Genomic DNA, 19,336 nt, shown 5'->3' on the forward strand with positions numbered 1-19,336 from the left:
GATAATGACAATCGCAACATTGAAAATGACAATTGTCATTTTTAGAAAACATGAAAAAAGTCTGGAACAATTCTTTCCAGACTTTCTTTTTTATTTTAAACTATCCTCAATTTCCTTCTGAATAGCAAATAAATCACTATCAATGCTGTTATTAGCTAAGGATTTATTGATGATATAATCCGCTTGATTCATCACACTATTGTAAGTTTTAAAAGTTGGCTTAGTCACACCTTGGCTGAGCATCGAATCTAGCGTTGAAACGGTCAAAGACTCAGAACCAAAGCCGTCTTCTTTCAATTTATCCTCTGTTGCTTGACTGCGCATGACAGATTTCAAAACTGAACTTCCTTGAGAGTAATTGAAGACAGACTGTTGGACTTTTTCGTCAGTGCACAAAAATTTTAAAAATTTCCAAGCAGCGCTGCGGTGTTTTGTTTTCGATGAGATCGCATAAAGTGATGTTGAAACCTGTGTCGCATCAACCCCTTTTTGGCTAGCTGGCATGGTCACACAAGACCATGAGAATGTTGAATACTTAGCAACGTGGTAAGGATAAGGTTTATAAGTTCGATACATGGCTAATGACATTGGAATAAAGGCAACTTTTCCTTCATCAAAGTCTTTTGTCGTTACTTCATAATTTCCATTTAGAGCTTTTAGTTGAGTAATTAACCCCAAAGCTTTTTTAACCTTTTCACTATCAAAATACGCTTTGCTACCTGTTTCATTGAAAAGTTTTGCGCCATAAGCCGCAACAGCTTGCTGCCAAGTATAGCCAACACAACCGTACTGATCAATGACTCCATCGCCATCTGTATCTTTGGTGACTTGTTTACAAATGTTATAAAAATCATCAACCGTCCAACCTGATTTTGGAATGCTAATGCCTTCTTTTTCAAGAAGATCAATGTTAATACACATCATGGTTGGATTGCTTTCAAACGGCAAGGCATAATGGCTATGATTGTATTCTCCAGCTTGGTAAGACGACTTATAAAAAATTGAATCATAAAAACTAGTGCTGATGCTACTATCCAAATTAGACAAGGCACCTGTTGATGACAAAAGATTAAAGTCATCTTCTGGCACGATAAAGACATCAGGTTGCTTTCCAGCGACAATCTGATCTGTCAACCAGTTTGAATAATCTGCCTTTGAAATCCCACTTTCGTAGACAACCTTGACACTAGGATGGAGTTTTTCAAAGCGTTTAATGGCTGTGTCAATAACTTTATAATCATTACCGTTTGGCACATCCCAGCTGCTGCCAGCATAAACACCAATCTTTAAAATCGTCTTTTGTTGCATTTGATAATAAACATAACCACCAACACAAGCACTTAAAAGAACAAGCACCGAAAGCCAAAGTTTTATCTTGGTTAGTTTAGTCATGGTCATCATCCTCAAATGATTTGAGTGTTACACCTGTCTGAACTGCCCAAATCGCTAATTGCGTACGATCTCGCAAATTGAGTTTTGACAAAATATTAGAAAGGTAATTGCGCACTGTTCCTTCTGATAAATACAACTTCGCAGCAATTTCTTTGTTTGACAAACCAAATCCGATTTGTTGAATGATACGCCATTCCATTTTGCTAATGTCATGAACCAAGTCATCGTCAACTTGGATAGCAAAATTTGATTGAGCCATTTGTGAAAATAATTTAAAAACCTTGGTTGCAATATCAGGGTTTATCATGGCACGTCCTTCATTGGCTGTCACAACAGCATCGTGCAAATCATCCATTGACGTCCCTTTTAACATGTAACCTGTCGCACCGTATTTAAGAGCGCTGTAGATAAAATCATCATCATCAAATGTCGTCAAAATGATAACCTTGATATTTGGATAGTTTTCTTTGACTGCTTTGGTACACAAAACACCATCCATTTTTGGCATACGAATATCCATCAAAATAACATCAGGTTTGCTCGTTGGCAGAGTTTCTAGGACCTCTGTTCCATCACTCACAGCCCCAACAACTTCAATATCAGGATACGCTGATAAAACAATCTTCAAAGATTCGCGAATCAGCTCCTGATCATCTGCAATAAGTACTCGTATCATCCTTCTTCTCCTTGTATTTTAGAGATATGAATCGTTGTAGAAAATCCATCTTTACCAGAAAAGGCAACGCGACCACCAATAATGGCTAAACGTTCTGTCATCTGCGTTAAGCCGAAACCATACTTGATGGTTTCACTTCCTGTTCCATTATCCTTAATCAATAAAACATAATCACTCTCACTAAGCATGGTAATGCTGATTTTGGTTGCACGACCATGTCGCAAAGAATTCGTTACAGATTCCTGAATAACTCGGAAAATAACGTCCTCTTTGGTCTTATCAAAGTCAACATTATCCCAGTGATAATTTAAATCAATTTGCAAGTGTGACAACTCTTGGTACTCTGAAAGCATCTTCTCTAGAGCATCTTTCAACGTACGATTTTCAAGAGCACCTGGTCGCATTTTATTAAGAGATCGTCGAACATCAACAATCCCTTCGCGAACGACATTTGAAACACTGCTTAATTGTTTTTTGGCATGTTCTGGGTCAAGGTCAATCAAAACCGTCACGGCATCAATCCCTGCCGAAATTCCCGTCAAAGCATGTCCAATCGTATCATGAATTTCACGCGCGATACGTCTACGTTCCCTATCTTCAGTAATCTTTTCAGACACCGCAACGTATTCCTTCAAACGCGTATTGGCTTGCGCAGCCATTAATAATTCTTCCTCAATCTTATGATTTTCTGTCACCGAATAAATAATATAAGTCATCAATGAAATGATAAAGACAATCATATTAAGTGACACCAGACAATTCTTGATGAACGAAATCACAAGACGTGTGCCTGCTGGAAAGAAATTGATATAAACATCCAAATCAGGCGTTCTCACCAAAAGTGACAACACATCATAATTTGATAGCAAAAGTGCACCAAAACTAGCGACAATAAAAAGTAACCAAGCTTTTTTTTCGCGAAAGGTGTAAAAGTCCGTATATGAAAAGAAAATATCCATGAAGACCAATAAAATCAAGCCATTATATGATAGTTGCAAAGCAAAAAAAGTCGCAAACAGCAAAATGATTTCAAGAGCAGCTAACCAATCGCGCACCTTGGTTTCCCTTTCAAATTCACGATTTCTGACATACATCACCAAAAGTAAGCCAATAAAAAATAAATTTGATAACCAAAAAATTCGCTCAGGTGAACTTGGAATAATATTGATTTTTTCTAACAGCGAACGACTAAAATTATTTTCAATAATGTACTTAGTCGCTGACAGATAGACTGAACTGTAAAAAAGCACCGCTAAAAAATTAATGACCAACAGCGCACGTTTGGCAAATTCAACATTTTTTAAAACTTTCATTATTGCCACCCCGTTAAATCACTATTTAAGACATTGTCACTTGTCATGAATTCAACTGGAATAACAATCTCTTTATCTACTTTTTTATCCTGATAAAGTCGATAACCAGCTTGAATAGCTTTCTCACCAATGGTCAAAGGTGACTGTGCAACGGTAGCTTGAATAGAACTAGTTGTTGCTAATAAGTTTTTCATGTCAGGTGAACCGTCAACACCATAAATTTTAACAGGAGCTGTAACTTTCATATTCTCAATAGCAGCAAGCGCCCCTATTGCCACTTGGTCATTAAGAGCCATGACCGTATCAAAATCTACCCCAGAATTGATAACTGATTCAACTTGTGGCATGGCAACCTCGGTCTGACCCAAACAATCTTTTCTATCAACAACTTGATAGCTATCATGTCCCTTGATTGTCGCCAAAAAACCATTGATCCGATCAACCGCAGACACCGCTTTTTGGTGCTCTAAAAGTAAAATTTTAGCACTTGACTGAGTCTGCATAAGGTTTTTCGCGCATAGGACACCTGCTTGATAATTATCTGACACAATCGTCGTGTCCACTGGAGAATTATCTGAAAGCTGACTATCCACAACCACAATCTTAATTCCTGTTTTCTTAGCTTTCTTCAAAACTTTAATCAATTTTTTGCTGTTGGCATCAACAGGATTGATGATAATAATATTGACCCCTTTTTTGATAAATAATTCCACTTGCTGAGTCTGTTTATTAACATCAAGTGCTGGGTCCCTTGTGTAGAGAATATCGTTGTTTTCCTCTACTATTTTATCGATTTCATTATTTAGAACCTTATAGAAATCATTGTTCATGGTCATATAAGTTGCTCCTATTTTGACACGATTTTCATTATAAGGAACTAATTTGTAATGAAGATAAATGCCAAGCATCGTTAACAGCGCAATAAAAACGCTTACTATTAATGCTATAAGTTTTCCTTTTTTCATTCCCTACCTTATCTACTTACTCAAAAATATCAACTAACAATACACAAATATTATAGCATGTTTAAAATGTCTAGACAATTTGGTCGTGATTGACAGCTATCAAGAAGAAAAAGAAAGGAAAACAACCATTCTCCTTTCTTTTCATTTCCCTAATATCCTAAATGTTATGATTCTTTTTTCTTGAAGAATTGTCCAAAGAATGCTCCCATAGCTGCTAGGATTGATACGATACCAAGTCCAGCAAGATGACTATCTTTTTCACCTGTTTGTGGCAAGACAGTTTCTGAAACAAGAGCAGTTTTTGGAATAACTGGAGCTTTAGCATCTGTAGCTTTTTCTGATTTAGCAGGCGCTTTAGCTGCCAATGTAGTTGTTGTAACTACTTGTTCTGCTGGTGTTTGAGGATCTGTTGGCACAACTTCGACCTTTTCTTCGTTTTGTGTTGGTTCTTTAGCATCCAAATCTACAACGAAGAAGTTTTGAACTTCAAGTTCACCGTCCCAAAGACCAAGTCCAATATATGGATTATTGAAGAAATCTTCAACTTGATCAAATGTGTAAGACATTGCTAATTGATTATCAACAAAGACTTGAATAGCGTTTGCTGATTTCACCAAACGAACGTGGTGGAATTGATTGTCATTAATGGCTGCTGTCATTTGTGATTCTGAAATAGTATCACTGTAGAAGCGGAACAAACGAACAGAATTATCGCCACCGAATTGGATACTATAGGCATTGTTAGCATCTGGATTGCCTGAAGCAAAGAAGATATTTACAACCCCGCGACCGTATTTGATATCCAAATCCATTTGATAGTTTTCATAAGGCATCTTATCTGCTGCCATGTAAATGTCATTTGAGTTATGGTTTTCAACTTTCAATGATTCACCGTCAGCATGCCAATCACCAGCGAAGACTTTCACATTTTTAACATTTGTCTTAAAGTTGTCTTCTAGAATATCAAGAACAAAATCTTGGTAAACTGATGGGTCAGTTTTAGATTGTGCTCTAACAATCACTTGACCTTTCTTCAGTGCTTTCACAAAGACTTGGTTACCAGAAATTTCTGTTGACACATTGCCATTGTTAAGAATTGACCAAAGCAAATCTTGGTTAACAACCGCTGGAGAGACATACGCTTTCACCACCGTGCTGTCACCAACATTCATTCTGACATTTTTAGCAGAAGCAGGGACAATGCTTTGTGGTTTAGTAGTTTCAACTTTGTCTTTCCAAATACTCTTTAATGGATAAAGAGCAATATCTGCTTTAGCTTCATAACCTTCAGCAAATACCCCAAGACCAAGACTTTGTGGTGAGGTGAAGATTTGGTTAGCACCAGTAACAGTACCACCTTTTGTGAAGACTTCAACACTAGCACGGTCAACAAAGATGTGAAGGTCAATACTTCCATCGGCATTACGTGTCACAGCTTGGCTATCAACATTTCTAAAGAGCTCTGTGAGTATAATACCTGATTGACTACGGTCGATAGCAATTCGTCCTGTTTGCAAATCATAGTAAACTTTTGTTACTTCACCTTGACCAACACGGAGATTGAAACCAACTTTTGTTGTTCTATCGCTTGGTTTAAAGTGAGCTACAATTTCGTAAGTGTCTCCAGAGAAGTCTTTGAAGAGATTATTATCTTTGCCAACAACAACGTCTTTGTATTCGACTTTATGGTCTACATCACGTAAGCTTTCATATGCTTTGATTGGTGTTTGAGTAAGAACATATTTATCACCATCTTTGACAAGACCAAGTGTCAAGTTAAGATTGAATGTACCATTAAATTTTTGACCAGTACGTTCAGCAACAAGGTTACAATAGTTATCCCAAGTATTCATCCAGTTAAGCTCAATAATTTGAGGAATTGTTGGGTTATCTTTAGTACCAAAATCTTGTACGTAGTAAGTCATTGCAGCGTATGAATCTTTACCAAAGTTCATGATACCATCTGATTCTTGGTAATCAGCGTCCGCAACGAATTTCCAGTGTCCATCAACTTGTTTTAAATCACCAACTTTGTAATAGCGTCCACCGCGTGAAAGAACCCATTTCACTGTATTGCCTTCTGCCATGATTGGATAAAGGTCTGGGCATTCTGTATGAAGATCTGGGTAAGTTGATTCCACTGACCAATCAAGCAAGTTATCTGATGAATAGATACGAAGTGGACCGCCAGCAAGAACCATGAACCATTTACCTTCCCAACGGAAGACTTTAGGATCGCGAAAATCACGATTTTGCAATGGGTCGGTTGACCAGTCAGCTGCAACTTCATCAAGTTTTTGCCAAGTCTTACCTTCATCTTTACTGTAAGCAACTTTGATACGTTGACCTTCACCATCAGCTGTAATCAAGGCAACCAATCCACCCTTATCACCTTCAAACAAACCACTTGTGTTATTAGGATCAGCTACGATACAACCAGAGAACATTGCACCATTATAGTCTGGATAAAAAGCAATCGGTTGGTCTTCCCAGTGAATCAAATCAGTACTTGTCGCATGTGCCCAGTGCATTGGTCCCCATTGTATATCATCATAAAATTGATAGAACATGTGGTAAACACCATTATAATAAACTAAACCATTTGGATCGTTTGCCCAGCCATCTTTAACAGAATAGTGATATTGATCACGGAAGTTCTCATTATAATAAACTTCTGCTGATTGACGGCGGTGAACATTAATACGGTAAGTCGATGTTACTTCGTAACCATCTACTGTGTAAGTACTTGTCACTGTGAGGTAGTTTGCACCCACTGATACTGGAATATTGCTTGGATCTGAATAAACATTGCCTTGATCATCTGTCACTTTGATGACTGCATCTTGATTATTCGGAACAAAACTTAAGTCAACAGTTGAAGCATCATGTGATACGTATTGGATATAAACAGCACCTTCTGGGAAGAATTGTCCTTTAGGTTCAACCGGACCATTTTTTGAAGAAACTGTTACATCCTTAAGAATTGGTAATTCTGCATCTGTGAGTTCACGGTAAAAAGTATTTTGGAAAATCATTTCACCATTCCAGTTCAAAAGACCGAAATTACCATCTTTAATATATGTTGTTTGACCACGGTCGTCACGCTGGATGGTATAGTCACTCAAGTTTGCAACCAAGATACCGTTAATATAATATGAAATCCAACCATTGGCAGCAACAACTTTTAAAGAATACTTATTATCTGATGTGGCTTCGATTTCTTTTTCATCGATAAGGTTTGCTTCACCCCAACGCATGAATTTTATTTTATGAGAATTACCATCGAGATTGACTACATAACCTTTTAGATTTTGAGCATCACCAGTCGAGCGGAAAACAAGCGAAGCTGCACCTGTATTTTGTAAGAATGTTACATCTGTTTGGAAGACAAAGTTTTTACCTGCTGATGTTGACAAAAGGAAACTATCTCCTTCTCCGATGGCATTACTATACAAACCATCTTCACGAACTTCCCAAACATTTGCATCATAGCTCAAGCCTTGAAGATTTGTGTTGTAGCTACTCTCTTTTTTCGTAGTTAAATTAGTAGAAAGGGCTTTTCTAGCTTTTTCGGTGCTTTCGTTAGGTTGATCAGCCTTTTGTTTAAGTGAATCAGTCACTTCAACTTTTTCTTCAGCATCTGTTGTCTCAGTTTTTTGAGCATCATCTTGAGTTTTAGTCGCAGGTTCTTGATTTTCAGTTACTTGATTTTGTTGTGTAACATCTTGGTTTTCTGTTACTTGATTTTCTTCTGTAACTTTTTGATTTTGCTCTCCAACCACTCCTTGTTCAATTGGTGTTTGATTTTCTGGAGTTTCTACCTGATTTGCAGGTTGTTGTGTTTCTTGATCTACTTCAGTTTTTTGGTCTGTGTTTGTATTGTTGTCGGCATTTACATCTGCAACCGTTACCAATTCCGTTGGTGAAGATACAGCTTCATCAGCCATAACAGGTGTAGCTACAGTCCCTAAGACTATACCACAAACTAAAACACCACAGCCATAAATCCATTGTTTACCGCGTTTGTGCATAAACCAATTAACGCATTTCTTTTCTTGTTCTTTTTTCATAAGTCCTTTCTCCTATTGAAATTTGTCAAAGTAGCTTCAACATTCAACAGAAATAATATTAGCAAAAAGAGAAAGCGTTATCATTAAACATTTGTCACCAGCTTGATATGACAAAAATCAATTTTTTAGTGGCAAAAGTCATCAAAAAAATTCCTACATCAAAGCGTAGGAATTTGACAATCGTTATAAAAAAATCGTTTATCTAGCTAGTTTAAATTTCTCCAAAACCAAGGCAATTCCATCATGATTGTGACTGGCTGTTACGTGTCCAACACGCTCCTTAACTTCCTGCGGAGCATTTGCCATGACATATGCCTCGCCTGCAACTTCCAGCATGTCTAGGTCGTTAAAATTATCACCAAATGCTAAGGTTTCAGACGTATCAACACCATAATGGTCGGCTAATAGGCTAACTGCGCGTCCTTTTTGAATGCCGTTTGCCATCACTTCTATGTAATACGGCAACGAACGTGCAATCGACAAGCCAGGATAGAGTTCTTTTAACTTTTCTTCCAAGGTAACCATTTTCTCTGGTTCTCCCATCAAAAGCAGTTTATGAACTTCAGACAAATGCCCAATTGCCTCCAAATCCGCCTCCTGAGAAACCAGTCCAACAACTTCTTCCTCACGAGAAATCCATTTATTCATTCGATTTTGCGACAACCACTTTTCACCACTGTAAACATTCCAAGCAACCTCTGAAACTTCTTTTTCTAAATACTGGCAAATGGCTTGCGCTTCTTGTGGACTCATCGGACAGCTATCAATCACTTGCCCTTGTTCATCTTGGGTGAGGGCACCATTATAGGAAATCATGGGTACATCAGGTAAAAAATCTTTCAAAATTGGCTTAATCGCCTCTGGCATACGCGCCGAAACTGGAACAAATAAAATACCTGTATCAACAGCATGACGAAGAGCTTGGCGTGTCCTAGGCGTCACTTTCAAGGCATCATTAATAAGAGTGCCGTCAATATCACTAAAAATTATTTTTACCATTGTACTTTTCCTCCTATTTTCTCTCAGTATAGCACTTTTTGAAAAGGGTTTCAAAAACTATTTCCTGATAATAACAAAAAAAAGCCCAAGTCAAAAACTAACTCGAACTTGGGTTGGTTAAAAGGTTAGTTACTGTTTTTGAACAACAATCTCCCATGAAGCTTGACCAACTTGTTCAAAACGCGTAACAGGGTAGCTATTCTCTGCTGCCCAATTTGGAATACTCTCCGTTGCTTGTGTACAATCAAATTTAATAAGAAGTTCATCACCAATTGATAATTCTTTCATCTTGTTTTTAGCATCAATCAATGGAAAAGGACACACTAATCCACCCGTTTCAAGTTCTACCACAGCCATAACTACTCTCCTTTCAAATATTGATTTGGCTTAACAAATATAAAATAAGATGCAGTCCATACTCCAAGAATAGTTAAGGGCAAAGCAATCCAACCTTTGCTAGAGATGACCGCTGTCGCTGTTAAACCATTTCCAATCGTACATCCCCCTGCCCAAGAAGCACCTATTCCCATAAGAATACCACCAACAGTGCTCTTCCTAATAGTTTTTATATCAGGAAGACGCCATCGGAATTCTCCAGCACCTCGAGCAGCAATATAAGATCCTAGGAATATTCCCAAAACAAGAAAGACTCCCCAATTAAGTAAATTAATATCACCAGTCGCAACATAACTAATAAGATTAGCAGAAGGTGTTGTAATACCCAAACCACCTGTACGTCCAGCAAACTCACTTGCTGGCCATGCTATAAGAGCAATCAAACCAATGACGAATCCAGCCCAAAACTTATGATATTGCTTTTCAAAAAGCAAATGTCGAATTCCTTTATATTTGGGAGCAAGAGTAGCAACAATTTTTTTAGGTTTATTTAATTCTCTGATTACTAAAAGTATTGTTACAATGACTAAAAGTAAAACAAAATACCACACCGAAATACCTAATTGCCCTGCTAAATTATCGTTAACTACCCAGTATTTGGAAATTGCTTGATTTAAAAATTGTAAAGCACCGTACTTCATACTTGCTGCACTTAACATATAGAAAAATAAGGCCACCCAACTACCTATTAATCCTTCAGCTGCACGATACCAAGTTCCTGTAGCACAACCACCTGCTAACACAATACCAATCCCAAACAAATAAGATCCTATAATCGCCCCCAGCACTGAGTAATCCTCATAAGGAGAGGAAACAATTCCCAACTTAATTAGACTAAGAACACCAACGCTTTCTACCGTGATTGCTGTTAAAAACGCGTAGAATAAAGTATTATTTTTGGCAATATACATATCTCTAAAGCCACCTGTCATACAGAACCGTGTACGTTGCAAGACAAACCCAAAGGCAATACCTACAAGACCACCTGAAATTATTTTTAAAAGCATTTATTACCTCCGAATTAATGATACGATTAGATTAACATGTTTCAATGTAATTGCCTAATCTATTTTTCTTATAACCAAATATAAGAAAAATTTATCTCACTAAATAACAAAAAAAGCCCAAGTCAAAAAATAACTCGAGCTTGGGTTGGTTAAAACGGCAATTCTTCCTCTTCTAAAACTAAATCAGCGAGGTCGTTTGCCACATTATTTTCTCGTATGGCGCGCTGCGCACGGCTTTCTAACAATTGGAAAGACTGACAGAGCACTTCTGTCACATAATTCGTATGACCATCTTTTTCATATTTGCGTGTGCGAAGTTCACCATCAACCGAAATCAAACTTCCTTTACCAGCGTAAGAAACGAGCGTTTCTGCCAAACGTCCCCAAACCACCAGTGAAATGAAGTCAGCCTCACGTTCACCATTTTGTGATTTAAAGCGTCGGTTAACGGCAAGTGTTACACGTGTAACAGATTTCTCATTTGGCGTTGTCACAAGCTCAGGCTGTGCCGTCAAACGCCCAATCATAATAACTTTATTGTACATCATTACCTCCTATCTTATTATTCGAAAAAAAATTTGGTAATCCACTTTAAAAAAGAATTTTTCAAAATATTCTGTTAAAATAAAATATATTTTACAAGCTAGGAGATTTTATGACAGTCAATATCAATGCCTACAAAGAAATGCTGAATCAGCCTTGGGGAAAAATCATGTACCGTTTGATTTTTGCACAACTCAACCACATCAAAGATAAACAAATCCTTGATTTTGGTGCTGGTTTTGGAACAACCTCAGAATATTTATCACAAAATAATACCGTTACTGCGATTGAACCAAATGCTGATATGCTTTTTGCAGATGGCACACAGACCTTCACTAAAATCAATGGTAGTCTAGATGCTTTAAAAGAATTGCCTGATTCATCTTTTGATATCATCGTTTGCCATAATGTCTTTGAATACATCGACAAATCTCAACATCAAAAATTCCTTAATGAATTTGAACGCCTCTTAAAACCACATGGTGAGCTTTCCTTAATTAAGCACAATCTTACTGGAAAAGTCTTACATCAAGTCATTTTTAACAATAATATTGAAGATGCACTTTATCTCTTAGATGGGAAAGACAGTTACAATAGTTCATCATTCGGACGTGGGGAAACTTACAGTATTGAAGAGCTTACCAACAAAACTAACTTAAAACTTGAAAATTACCAAGGTTTACGCACCTTTTATGCTCTCCAACCAAATGCCTTCAAAACTGAGGACGGTTGGCTAGAACGTTTAACAAAAATGGAACTAGCTGTAGCTAACCAAAAACCCTATAAAGATATTGCTTTTCTACAGCACCTTACTTTACGCAAAAAATGAAACGAGCTAGAATATTCTAGCTCGTTTCATTCTCTTACCCTTTCCAGTGTTTTTCTGGGTTAAAGGCTTCACCGACAACAGCTGTGTCATCAAGTTCGATAATACCACGTTTTTGTGGTGCGTTTGGAAGGGCTAATTCACGAGGTGAGCACATCATACCAAAGCTCTTTTCACCGCGAAGGGCACCTGGGAAGATAAGGCTTCCGTTTGGCATCATAGCACCTGGAAGGGCAACGATTGTTTTAAGTCCAACAGCAGCATTTGGAGCACCTGCAACGATTTGAACAGTTTTGTCATCTGAGATTTGCACTTGGCAAATGTTCAAGTGGTCACTATCTGGGTGAGCAACCATTTCTTTGATTTGACCAACAACAAATTTTGGTGAAGGGTCATTTTCCAATTGTTCGCTAAAGCCTTCTTTTGTCAATTCAGCGTTAAGCTTAGCAACATCTTCATCAGACAAAGTCACTTGTCCAACACCTTCGATTGTGATTAAACTTGATACTTCAAAAATATTCCAAGCAACTGTTTCACCATTTTTTTCAAGGAAAACACGTGAGACATTGCCTTTGCGTTCATAGTCAAGTTTAGCACCTTTGCTATCTTTGACAATCACCATTAGGACATCACCGACATGTTCTTTGTTGTACGTAAAAATCATTTTCTCTCCTATTTCAATCCAGCTAAAAAGCTGTTAATTTCTGCTTTGGTTTTTCTTAATTTATTAACTAAACGACCAATTTCTTTGCCATTCTCAGTCACTACAAAACTTGGAATACCAAAAATATTCCAGCGTTGAGCTACTTCCATGAAATCATCGCGGTCAACACGAACAAAAGTAAATTCTGGATTTTCTGCTTCAATTTCAGGCATGACTGGGTAAATAAACTGGCAGTCTGGGCACCAATTTGCCGTAAAAAAGAAGACTACCTTGCCATCATTTTCTAAATAGCTAGCCATTTCTTCATAAGATTTTGGACTAATCATTCTTCTCCTCCTCGTAGCTAATCTCACCGTCTTGGTAAACAAATTGGAAAGTTCGACCATCCTCAAAAACAAGTCCTCCAGTCGTTCTCTCCTTATCAGATTCATAAGCATTCAGATAAAGCACCGAAATGCTCCCAAATTGACTAAAATAATCACGAATGGCTTTCTTAATCTGTTCTTGTCGCTTTTCTTCGCGTTGTTTTTTCAGGATTGTTCCCAAAACAATGATACCGCCGACTCCCACAAGGCCAAAACGTGACAGTAAGCTTCTTTTTTTGTTTCTCATACGCTTTATTTTAGCATATTTCAGCACATAATACCAAGGTCCAAATATTTAATGTTATTTCAATCTAAAAATTGTCAGAAAACGTGGTAAAATAGAAACCATAGAATCGAGGTTTTTATGTCAGACTTATTTTCAAAAATAAAAGAAGTCACTGAACTTGATGGTATCGCAGGATACGAACACAGTGTTCGTGACTATCTTCGCTCAAAAATCACTCCACTTGTTGATGACGTGCAAACTGATGGTCTTGGTGGTATTTTTGGTATCAAAAATTCTGCCGCTGAAAACGCACCTCGCATCATGGTGGCTGCACACATGGACGAAGTTGGTTTCATGGTCAGCGAAATCAAAGCCGATGGAACAATGCGTGCTGTTGGTATCGGTGGATGGAATCCATTAGTCCTAAGTTCACAACGCTTCACACTTTATACACGTGATGGTTCTGCTATTCCAGTTGTTTCTGGTTCAGTCCCACCACATTTCCTTCGTGGAGCAAATGACTCTGCATCACTTCCAAAAATCGATGACATCATCTTTGATGCTGGATTTACGGATAAAGCTGAAGCGGAAGCCTTTGGTATCCTTCCAGGTGATATCATTGTTCCAAAATCTGAAACTATCCTCACAGCAAACCAAAAAAATGTTATCTCTAAAGCTTGGGACAACCGCTTTGGTGTGCTTATGGTAACAGAGTTGCTTGAAAGCCTTAAAGGTCAAAAACTTGATAATACACTTATCGCTGGGGCAAACGTTCAAGAAGAAGTAGGTCTTCGCGGAGCACATGTATCTGCTACAAAATTCCAACCAGAACTTTTCTTTGCTGTTGACTGTTCACCAGCCGGAGACATCTATGGTAACCAAGGTAAAATTGGTGATGGAACACTTTTCCGTTTCTACGACCCAGGACATGTGATGCTAAAAGATATGCGTGACTTCTTGCTCACAACTGCTGAAGAAGCTGGTATCAAATACCAATACTACGCTGCCAAAGGTGGTACAGACGCTGGTGCTGCTCACCTCAAAAACGGTGGTATCCCATCAACAACTATCGGAGTTTGTGCACGTTACATTCACTCACATCAAAGCCTTTATGCTATGGATGACTTCTTACAAGCACAAGCCTTCATCCAAGCTATTGTTAAAAAACTAGACCGCTCAACTGTTGACCTCATCAAAAAATACTAGAAAGGAGCTAGGGGACTCAGGTCATTAAACATTTCTCTTGTACTTTCCCCTTTGTCTTACTATGAAAATTGGATTTATCGGAGTCGGAAAAATGGCTACTGCCATCATCAACGGACTAAATGCAACATCACACGATATCATCATTTCAGGTTCTTCACTTCCTCGCTCACGCGAAATTGCAGAGCAGCTTGAAGTTGAAGCAGCTCTTTCACATCAAGAACTTATCGACCAATCTGATTTGGTTGTCCTTGGTATCAAACCCCAAATGTTTGAACCCGTTCTTGCTGGACTTCACTTCCACCAACCCATTCTTTCAATGGCAGCAGGGGTAACACTTGAACGTCTTGGCAAATTAACTGATCCAAATCTTCCACTAATCCGTATTATGCCGAACCTCAACGCTCAAATTCTTAAAAGTACAACTGCCATTTGTACTAATGACAAAGTCTCTGCAGAACTCCTAGCAGCCGCTAAAGAAATCACAGACAGTTTTGGATCAACTTTTGATATTCCTGAAAAAGACTTTGATACCTTCACTGCTCTTGCAGGATCAAGCCCAGCTTACATTTACCTATTTATCGAAGCCCTTGCTAAAGCAGGTGTCAAATACGGTATTCCAAAAGAAAAATCACTGGACATTGTGACACAAACCGTCCTTGCTAGTGCTGAAAACCTGCTTCAAGGTTCTGATAGCCCACATGATTTGATTGATAAAATCTCAAGTCCTGGTGGAACAACAATCGCAGGTTTGCTTGACCTTGAAAAAACTGGCTTAACAGCTAGCGTTATTTCAAGTATTGATGCAACAATCGATAAAGCTAAAGCTTTGTAAACGATAAAAATATAAAAAGGTTGAGACAGATTGTCTCAACCTTTTTATGTATTAAAAAAACATCGAAATAACACCAAGAAAATTATTGACTGCATGAAGAGCAATTGAACATTCAAGCTTTTGTGTCTTTTGATAAACCAAAGCGAGCACCAATCCCATGCCTCCATAAAGAATCCAACTGCCAATGTCCGTTGGCATATGAAGAGCTCCAAAAAGAAAAGTACTAACACCAACTCCTAGTTTAGAAAACTTAAAAGCTTGCTTAACGATAAGGCCACGAAAAACAAATTCCTCAACAATCGGTGCTGCAATAACAGTCAAAACCAATAACATTAACGGAGACATCCCAAGTTGCTCAATAACAGATTGGTTAAGCGTATCAGTTTTTGCACCATGTTCTAAAAATAAAGTAATGCCTCCAAGCATTTTGATAGGAACCATAATCAAAAATCCCGTAAAGATACTTTTCCATGCATCCCACGTTAACAAGTGTTCCATGTGATTTAAAAATCCCAAACGTTTAGCAACATAAACCGTTAACAGTGTAACTAACAGCAAAGAAACCATAATAATTAAAGCTTGCCAAGTTGGCTGATTTTTTCTGAGAAAAACTGTAGGCAATTGTTCCAGAAGAATTAATCCTACCGCTAAACCAAGATATTTAAAAAATGATACTACTTTTTTCATAACACTCTCCCTATAAAATCTTTGAAAGAATTCCTCTAAGTATTAAAAATCCTAAACTCAAACTATACAACCAGATTAATAACAACGTAATGTAAGACAATTCAACGCTAAAGAAAGCATATAAAATAATCAAGACAAAATTGATTAAGAACATCATTACTAACATTGATACTGCTGTCATACGCAAAATAAATTGATTACGTTCATCATATGCAGCAATATAAGCATTCTTTAAACGCTTGGGTTGATGACAAACTATCCAATAATAGATGGCAACAATCAAACCACTACTACCACTTCCAAGCAATAAACCTGAGGCAAAATCATTAGCTCGAATGACAAACGATAATATAATCCCTAAAATCGAAAGTATCAAAATTACATACGATACTTTCATCAAATAACTTCGATATTCTTCCAATGTTTTCTTTTGCTGACAACTTTGAAGCGCCTTTAATAGCATTATTTATTTTCCTTTCTATTCTGTGAAAAAACCGTAACACGTCTACTTAAAACCAAACCTATCTTTTCATACTCTCTATCTCCTATTATTCTTCGTCAAAGATAAAAACTTCTTCGATTGTCATGCCGAAATATTTAGCGATTTTATATGCTAATTCTAAAGAAGCATTGTAACGCCCTTTTTCTAGAGAAATAATCGTCTGTCTCGTTACCCCCAATGCCTCAGCTAATTCAGCCTGACTAACTTTATTTGCTTTTCGGAGTTCTTGAATCTTTGTTTCCATTTGTCCCTCCAGTAGATATTATAAGTAAAGTTCGCTTTACATTTTTAGTATAGTACGCTTTACATTTTATGTCAAGCTTATTTTACATTTTTATAAAAATATCAAAAAAGCTGACCCTAGGGTCAGCTTTTCTGGTCTTATCATAATATAATATTTTGATAACTTAATTAGTAAGGTGTTTGAAACGTTCAACATCACGCGCAATTACGAGTTCTTCATCCGTTGGAATAACAACTACTTTCACGCGAGCTTGATCTGTTGAAATCACACCATAAGTACCTGAAACGTTCTTAGCTGGGTCAACATCGACACCAAACCAAGTCATTCCAGAAATGACATCCCCACGGACATCACTAGAATTTTCACCGATACCAGCGGTGAAGACAATAGCATCGGCACCATTTAAAACGGCGAAGTATTGTCCAATATATTTTCTCAAGCGATCAACATACATATCGTAAGCAAGTTGGCATTTTTCATCACCTTCTGCTTTTCCTGCTAGAATATCACGCATGTCACTTGATTTTTCCGAAATACCGAGTAAACCTGAATCACGATTCAAGATGGTACGAATTTTTTTAGGATCAGCCATCGCTGGCTCACATTCTAACAAATAAGTAATGACACCTGGATCAATACTTCCAGAACGTGTTCCCATCATTGTCCCACCAAGTGGAGTTAATCCCATTGAAGTATCAACAGATTTACCACCTTTAATAGCTGTAATAGAGACTCCATTACCAATATGACAAGTAATCAATTTTAAGTCTTCCAAAGGCTTACCTAAAACCTTAGCTGCTTCTTGAGCAACATATTGGTGACTTGTACCGTGTGCACCGTATTTACGAATCTTATAATCAGTATAATAACGATTAGCAATAGGATAACGGTAAGCTACTTCAGGCATTGTCATATGGAAGGCAGTATCAAAAACAACAACGCTCGTAATATCAGGCAATATTTCCTTAAACGCTTTAATTCCAAGAGCTGCTCCTGGATTATGAAGCGGTGCTAGCATTGATAATTCTTCTACCTGTTGAATCACCGTATCAGTCACTAAGGCCGATTCTTTGAAATAATCACCCCCAGCTACCACACGGTGACCAACACCAGTTATCTCATCATAACTAGCAATAATGTCCATCGAAATCAAGTCATCAAGAAGAATTTTTACAGCTGCTGTATGGTCTGGAATATCTTTCGTTTCCGAATACTTCTGACCATTGAATTTCACTGTAGAAACACTGTCTGCAAGGCCGATCCGTTCAATTAAACCTTTTGCAATAACTTCCTCTTCAGGCATTTTGTACAATTGCCACTTGAGACTTGAGCTTCCTGCATTAATAGAAATAGTTTTCGCCATAAATTTACCTCTAAAGCGCTTTCATAATATATCTCTATTTTAGCACAACTATTTTAAAAAATCATATTTTCAACATTCCATTTTTTGAATTTCTCAATAAAATCTGTCAGAGCTTCGCGACTTTGCAAGTCAGCAAGCGGGTAAACAAATGTTTCTGGTGTATGTTCAGCCTGTTTCTTCAAGACAAAAATTGACTTAGCATTGGCCGCATTGCCGAAAATAGATTCTGGTAAAGTAATCACCGCAATAACATCAGCGTAATCCTTCAACCATGCCTTTAACAAATCACTTTGTTTACTTGTCAAAAGACTAACCGGTGCTAAAAAGACAGCAATACCATCTTTTTTGAGATATTTGAGAGATTGTTCCATCAACAAATGATGCGCATAAGTATGCCCTTCACTACTTGCTACTTTATAGCGTTTCGCAATTTCATCATTTGGATAGAAGCCGACTGGAAGGTCACTGATGATGACATCACTTTCCTTAAGAATCTGTGGTCGTACAGCATCTTCTTGAATAAATTGAGCTTTAGAATCCATCACTTCGGCAATACTTGCTGACAAGTCAATTAACAAATCATCAACTTCAATTCCAAGGTAATTCAAGTCTTTAGATGAATTATTTAGCAAGGTTTGAGCAAGATTACCTGTTCCGCTACCGATTTCTAAAACATCAAGTTCTTTTGAAGCTGTCAAATTCTCAATAAGGAACATTAAGATAAAGCCAATAGCATCAGGTGTAAATTGGTGGTTTGCCTGAAGTGCTTCTGTCTGAGCAGCTTTAATGAAAATAAACTGAAAAGCACGACGCCATTCTTCTTTACTTAAATCAAGTTGGCGTAGTTTTTCATTATTTGCAGCTACTGTTTCATTGGCACCTTCAGCACCAAGATAAAAAGAGTTTTGTTCAATAAGTGCATCGTAAATGTGTGTTTTCAACTCATTTTCGATTAACTGTATATTTTCTAGAATCAGCCCATAAGCTGTTTCGATTTTTTCAAAATTCATTTTCCCCTCCAAAATTAATCATATCAAAAAACCTTGAAAATGAAAAGAAA

Annotated in this window: 20 protein-coding genes; 3 read left to right on the top strand and 17 right to left on the bottom strand. The window is 37.5% G+C overall.

Annotated elements, in window-relative coordinates:
• Positions 1–90: 90 nt before the first annotated feature.
• From JG537_RS07500 to JG537_RS07540, 9 genes are all read right to left on the bottom strand, one after another.
• On the bottom strand, positions 91–1,398 hold the full coding sequence (locus tag JG537_RS07500) for an ABC transporter substrate-binding protein (protein WP_012961339.1): 1,308 nt from the start codon (positions 1,396–1,398) through the stop codon (positions 91–93).
• Complete coding sequence (locus JG537_RS07505) at positions 1,385–2,068, bottom strand: response regulator transcription factor (RefSeq protein ID WP_009853257.1); 684 nt, start codon at positions 2,066–2,068, stop codon at positions 1,385–1,387. The genes JG537_RS07500 and JG537_RS07505 overlap by 14 nt, the downstream gene beginning before the upstream one ends.
• Positions 2,065–3,381: a sensor histidine kinase gene (locus JG537_RS07510; protein WP_009853256.1), complete on the bottom strand. Its 1,317-nt coding sequence runs from the start codon at positions 3,379–3,381 to the stop codon at positions 2,065–2,067. Before JG537_RS07510 ends, JG537_RS07505 begins: the two co-directional genes overlap by 4 nt.
• Positions 3,381–4,346, bottom strand: a complete 966-nt coding sequence (locus JG537_RS07515; RefSeq protein ID WP_009853255.1) for a sugar ABC transporter substrate-binding protein — start codon at positions 4,344–4,346, stop codon at positions 3,381–3,383. The genes JG537_RS07510 and JG537_RS07515 overlap by 1 nt, the downstream gene beginning before the upstream one ends.
• Before the next feature lie 164 nt (positions 4,347–4,510).
• The gene (locus JG537_RS07520; RefSeq protein ID WP_009853254.1) at positions 4,511–8,416 is read right to left on the bottom strand and encodes a GH32 C-terminal domain-containing protein; all 3,906 of its coding nucleotides are present in this window, start codon (positions 8,414–8,416) and stop codon (positions 4,511–4,513) included.
• 198 nt (positions 8,417–8,614) lie between these two features.
• On the bottom strand, positions 8,615–9,415 hold the full coding sequence (locus JG537_RS07525; protein ID WP_199544690.1) for a Cof-type HAD-IIB family hydrolase: 801 nt from the start codon (positions 9,413–9,415) through the stop codon (positions 8,615–8,617).
• Positions 9,416–9,544: 129 nt separating this feature from the next.
• Positions 9,545–9,772, bottom strand: a complete 228-nt coding sequence (locus tag JG537_RS07530; protein WP_014293788.1) for a sulfurtransferase TusA family protein — start codon at positions 9,770–9,772, stop codon at positions 9,545–9,547.
• 2 nt (positions 9,773–9,774) lie between these two features.
• Positions 9,775–10,818: a YeeE/YedE family protein gene (locus tag JG537_RS07535; RefSeq protein WP_199544692.1), complete on the bottom strand. Its 1,044-nt coding sequence runs from the start codon at positions 10,816–10,818 to the stop codon at positions 9,775–9,777.
• 149 nt (positions 10,819–10,967) lie between these two features.
• Positions 10,968–11,363 carry a single-stranded DNA-binding protein gene (locus JG537_RS07540; RefSeq protein WP_199544694.1) on the bottom strand — a complete coding sequence of 132 codons (396 nt, stop codon included), beginning with the start codon at positions 11,361–11,363 and terminating at the stop codon, positions 10,968–10,970.
• A gap of 110 nt (positions 11,364–11,473) precedes the next feature.
• On the opposite strand from JG537_RS07540, the gene JG537_RS07545 reads away from it, so the two are divergent.
• Positions 11,474–12,190, top strand: a complete 717-nt coding sequence (locus JG537_RS07545) for a class I SAM-dependent methyltransferase (RefSeq protein WP_199544696.1) — start codon at positions 11,474–11,476, stop codon at positions 12,188–12,190.
• Between the two features lie 34 nt (positions 12,191–12,224).
• On the opposite strand, the gene ytpR is transcribed toward JG537_RS07545, so the two are convergent.
• From ytpR to JG537_RS07560, 3 genes are read right to left on the bottom strand one after another with little or no spacing between them, the layout of a single operon-like run.
• A complete protein-coding gene (gene ytpR, locus JG537_RS07550; protein WP_074869730.1) occupies positions 12,225–12,851 on the bottom strand; it encodes a YtpR family tRNA-binding protein in 627 nt (208 codons plus the stop codon).
• A gap of 8 nt (positions 12,852–12,859) precedes the next feature.
• A complete protein-coding gene (locus tag JG537_RS07555; protein WP_199544698.1) occupies positions 12,860–13,177 on the bottom strand; it encodes a thioredoxin family protein in 318 nt (105 codons plus the stop codon).
• Positions 13,170–13,463 (bottom strand): DUF4651 domain-containing protein, encoded by a 294-nt coding sequence (locus JG537_RS07560; protein WP_199544700.1) that lies wholly within the window; start codon positions 13,461–13,463, stop codon positions 13,170–13,172. Before JG537_RS07560 ends, JG537_RS07555 begins: the two co-directional genes overlap by 8 nt.
• A 117-nt stretch (positions 13,464–13,580) precedes the next feature.
• On the opposite strand from JG537_RS07560, the gene pepA reads away from it, so the two are divergent.
• The gene (gene pepA, locus JG537_RS07565; protein WP_199544702.1) at positions 13,581–14,648 is read left to right on the top strand and encodes a glutamyl aminopeptidase; all 1,068 of its coding nucleotides are present in this window, start codon (positions 13,581–13,583) and stop codon (positions 14,646–14,648) included.
• Between the two features lie 61 nt (positions 14,649–14,709).
• Positions 14,710–15,480: a pyrroline-5-carboxylate reductase gene (proC, locus tag JG537_RS07570; RefSeq protein WP_132868819.1), complete on the top strand. Its 771-nt coding sequence runs from the start codon at positions 14,710–14,712 to the stop codon at positions 15,478–15,480.
• A 51-nt stretch (positions 15,481–15,531) separates the two neighbouring features.
• Here the strand turns inward: proC and JG537_RS07575 are convergent, their stop codons facing one another.
• From JG537_RS07575 to JG537_RS07595, 5 genes are all read right to left on the bottom strand, one after another.
• Positions 15,532–16,167 carry a CPBP family intramembrane glutamic endopeptidase gene (locus JG537_RS07575; protein ID WP_199544704.1) on the bottom strand — a complete coding sequence of 212 codons (636 nt, stop codon included), beginning with the start codon at positions 16,165–16,167 and terminating at the stop codon, positions 15,532–15,534.
• Positions 16,168–16,177: 10 nt separating this feature from the next.
• Complete coding sequence (locus JG537_RS07580) at positions 16,178–16,630, bottom strand: ABC transporter permease (RefSeq protein WP_199544706.1); 453 nt, start codon at positions 16,628–16,630, stop codon at positions 16,178–16,180.
• A gap of 85 nt (positions 16,631–16,715) precedes the next feature.
• Positions 16,716–16,913, bottom strand: a complete 198-nt coding sequence (locus tag JG537_RS07585; protein WP_199544708.1) for a helix-turn-helix transcriptional regulator — start codon at positions 16,911–16,913, stop codon at positions 16,716–16,718.
• Between the two features lie 163 nt (positions 16,914–17,076).
• On the bottom strand, positions 17,077–18,276 hold the full coding sequence (locus tag JG537_RS07590) for an acetate kinase (protein WP_132869478.1): 1,200 nt from the start codon (positions 18,274–18,276) through the stop codon (positions 17,077–17,079).
• 53 nt (positions 18,277–18,329) lie between these two features.
• A complete protein-coding gene (locus tag JG537_RS07595) occupies positions 18,330–19,286 on the bottom strand; it encodes a class I SAM-dependent methyltransferase (RefSeq protein WP_132869477.1) in 957 nt (318 codons plus the stop codon).
• Between the last annotated feature and the right edge of the window lie 50 nt (positions 19,287–19,336).

This window comes from Streptococcus vicugnae, assembly GCF_016461705.1.
Classification (GTDB): Bacteria; Bacillota; Bacilli; order Lactobacillales; family Streptococcaceae; genus Streptococcus; species Streptococcus vicugnae.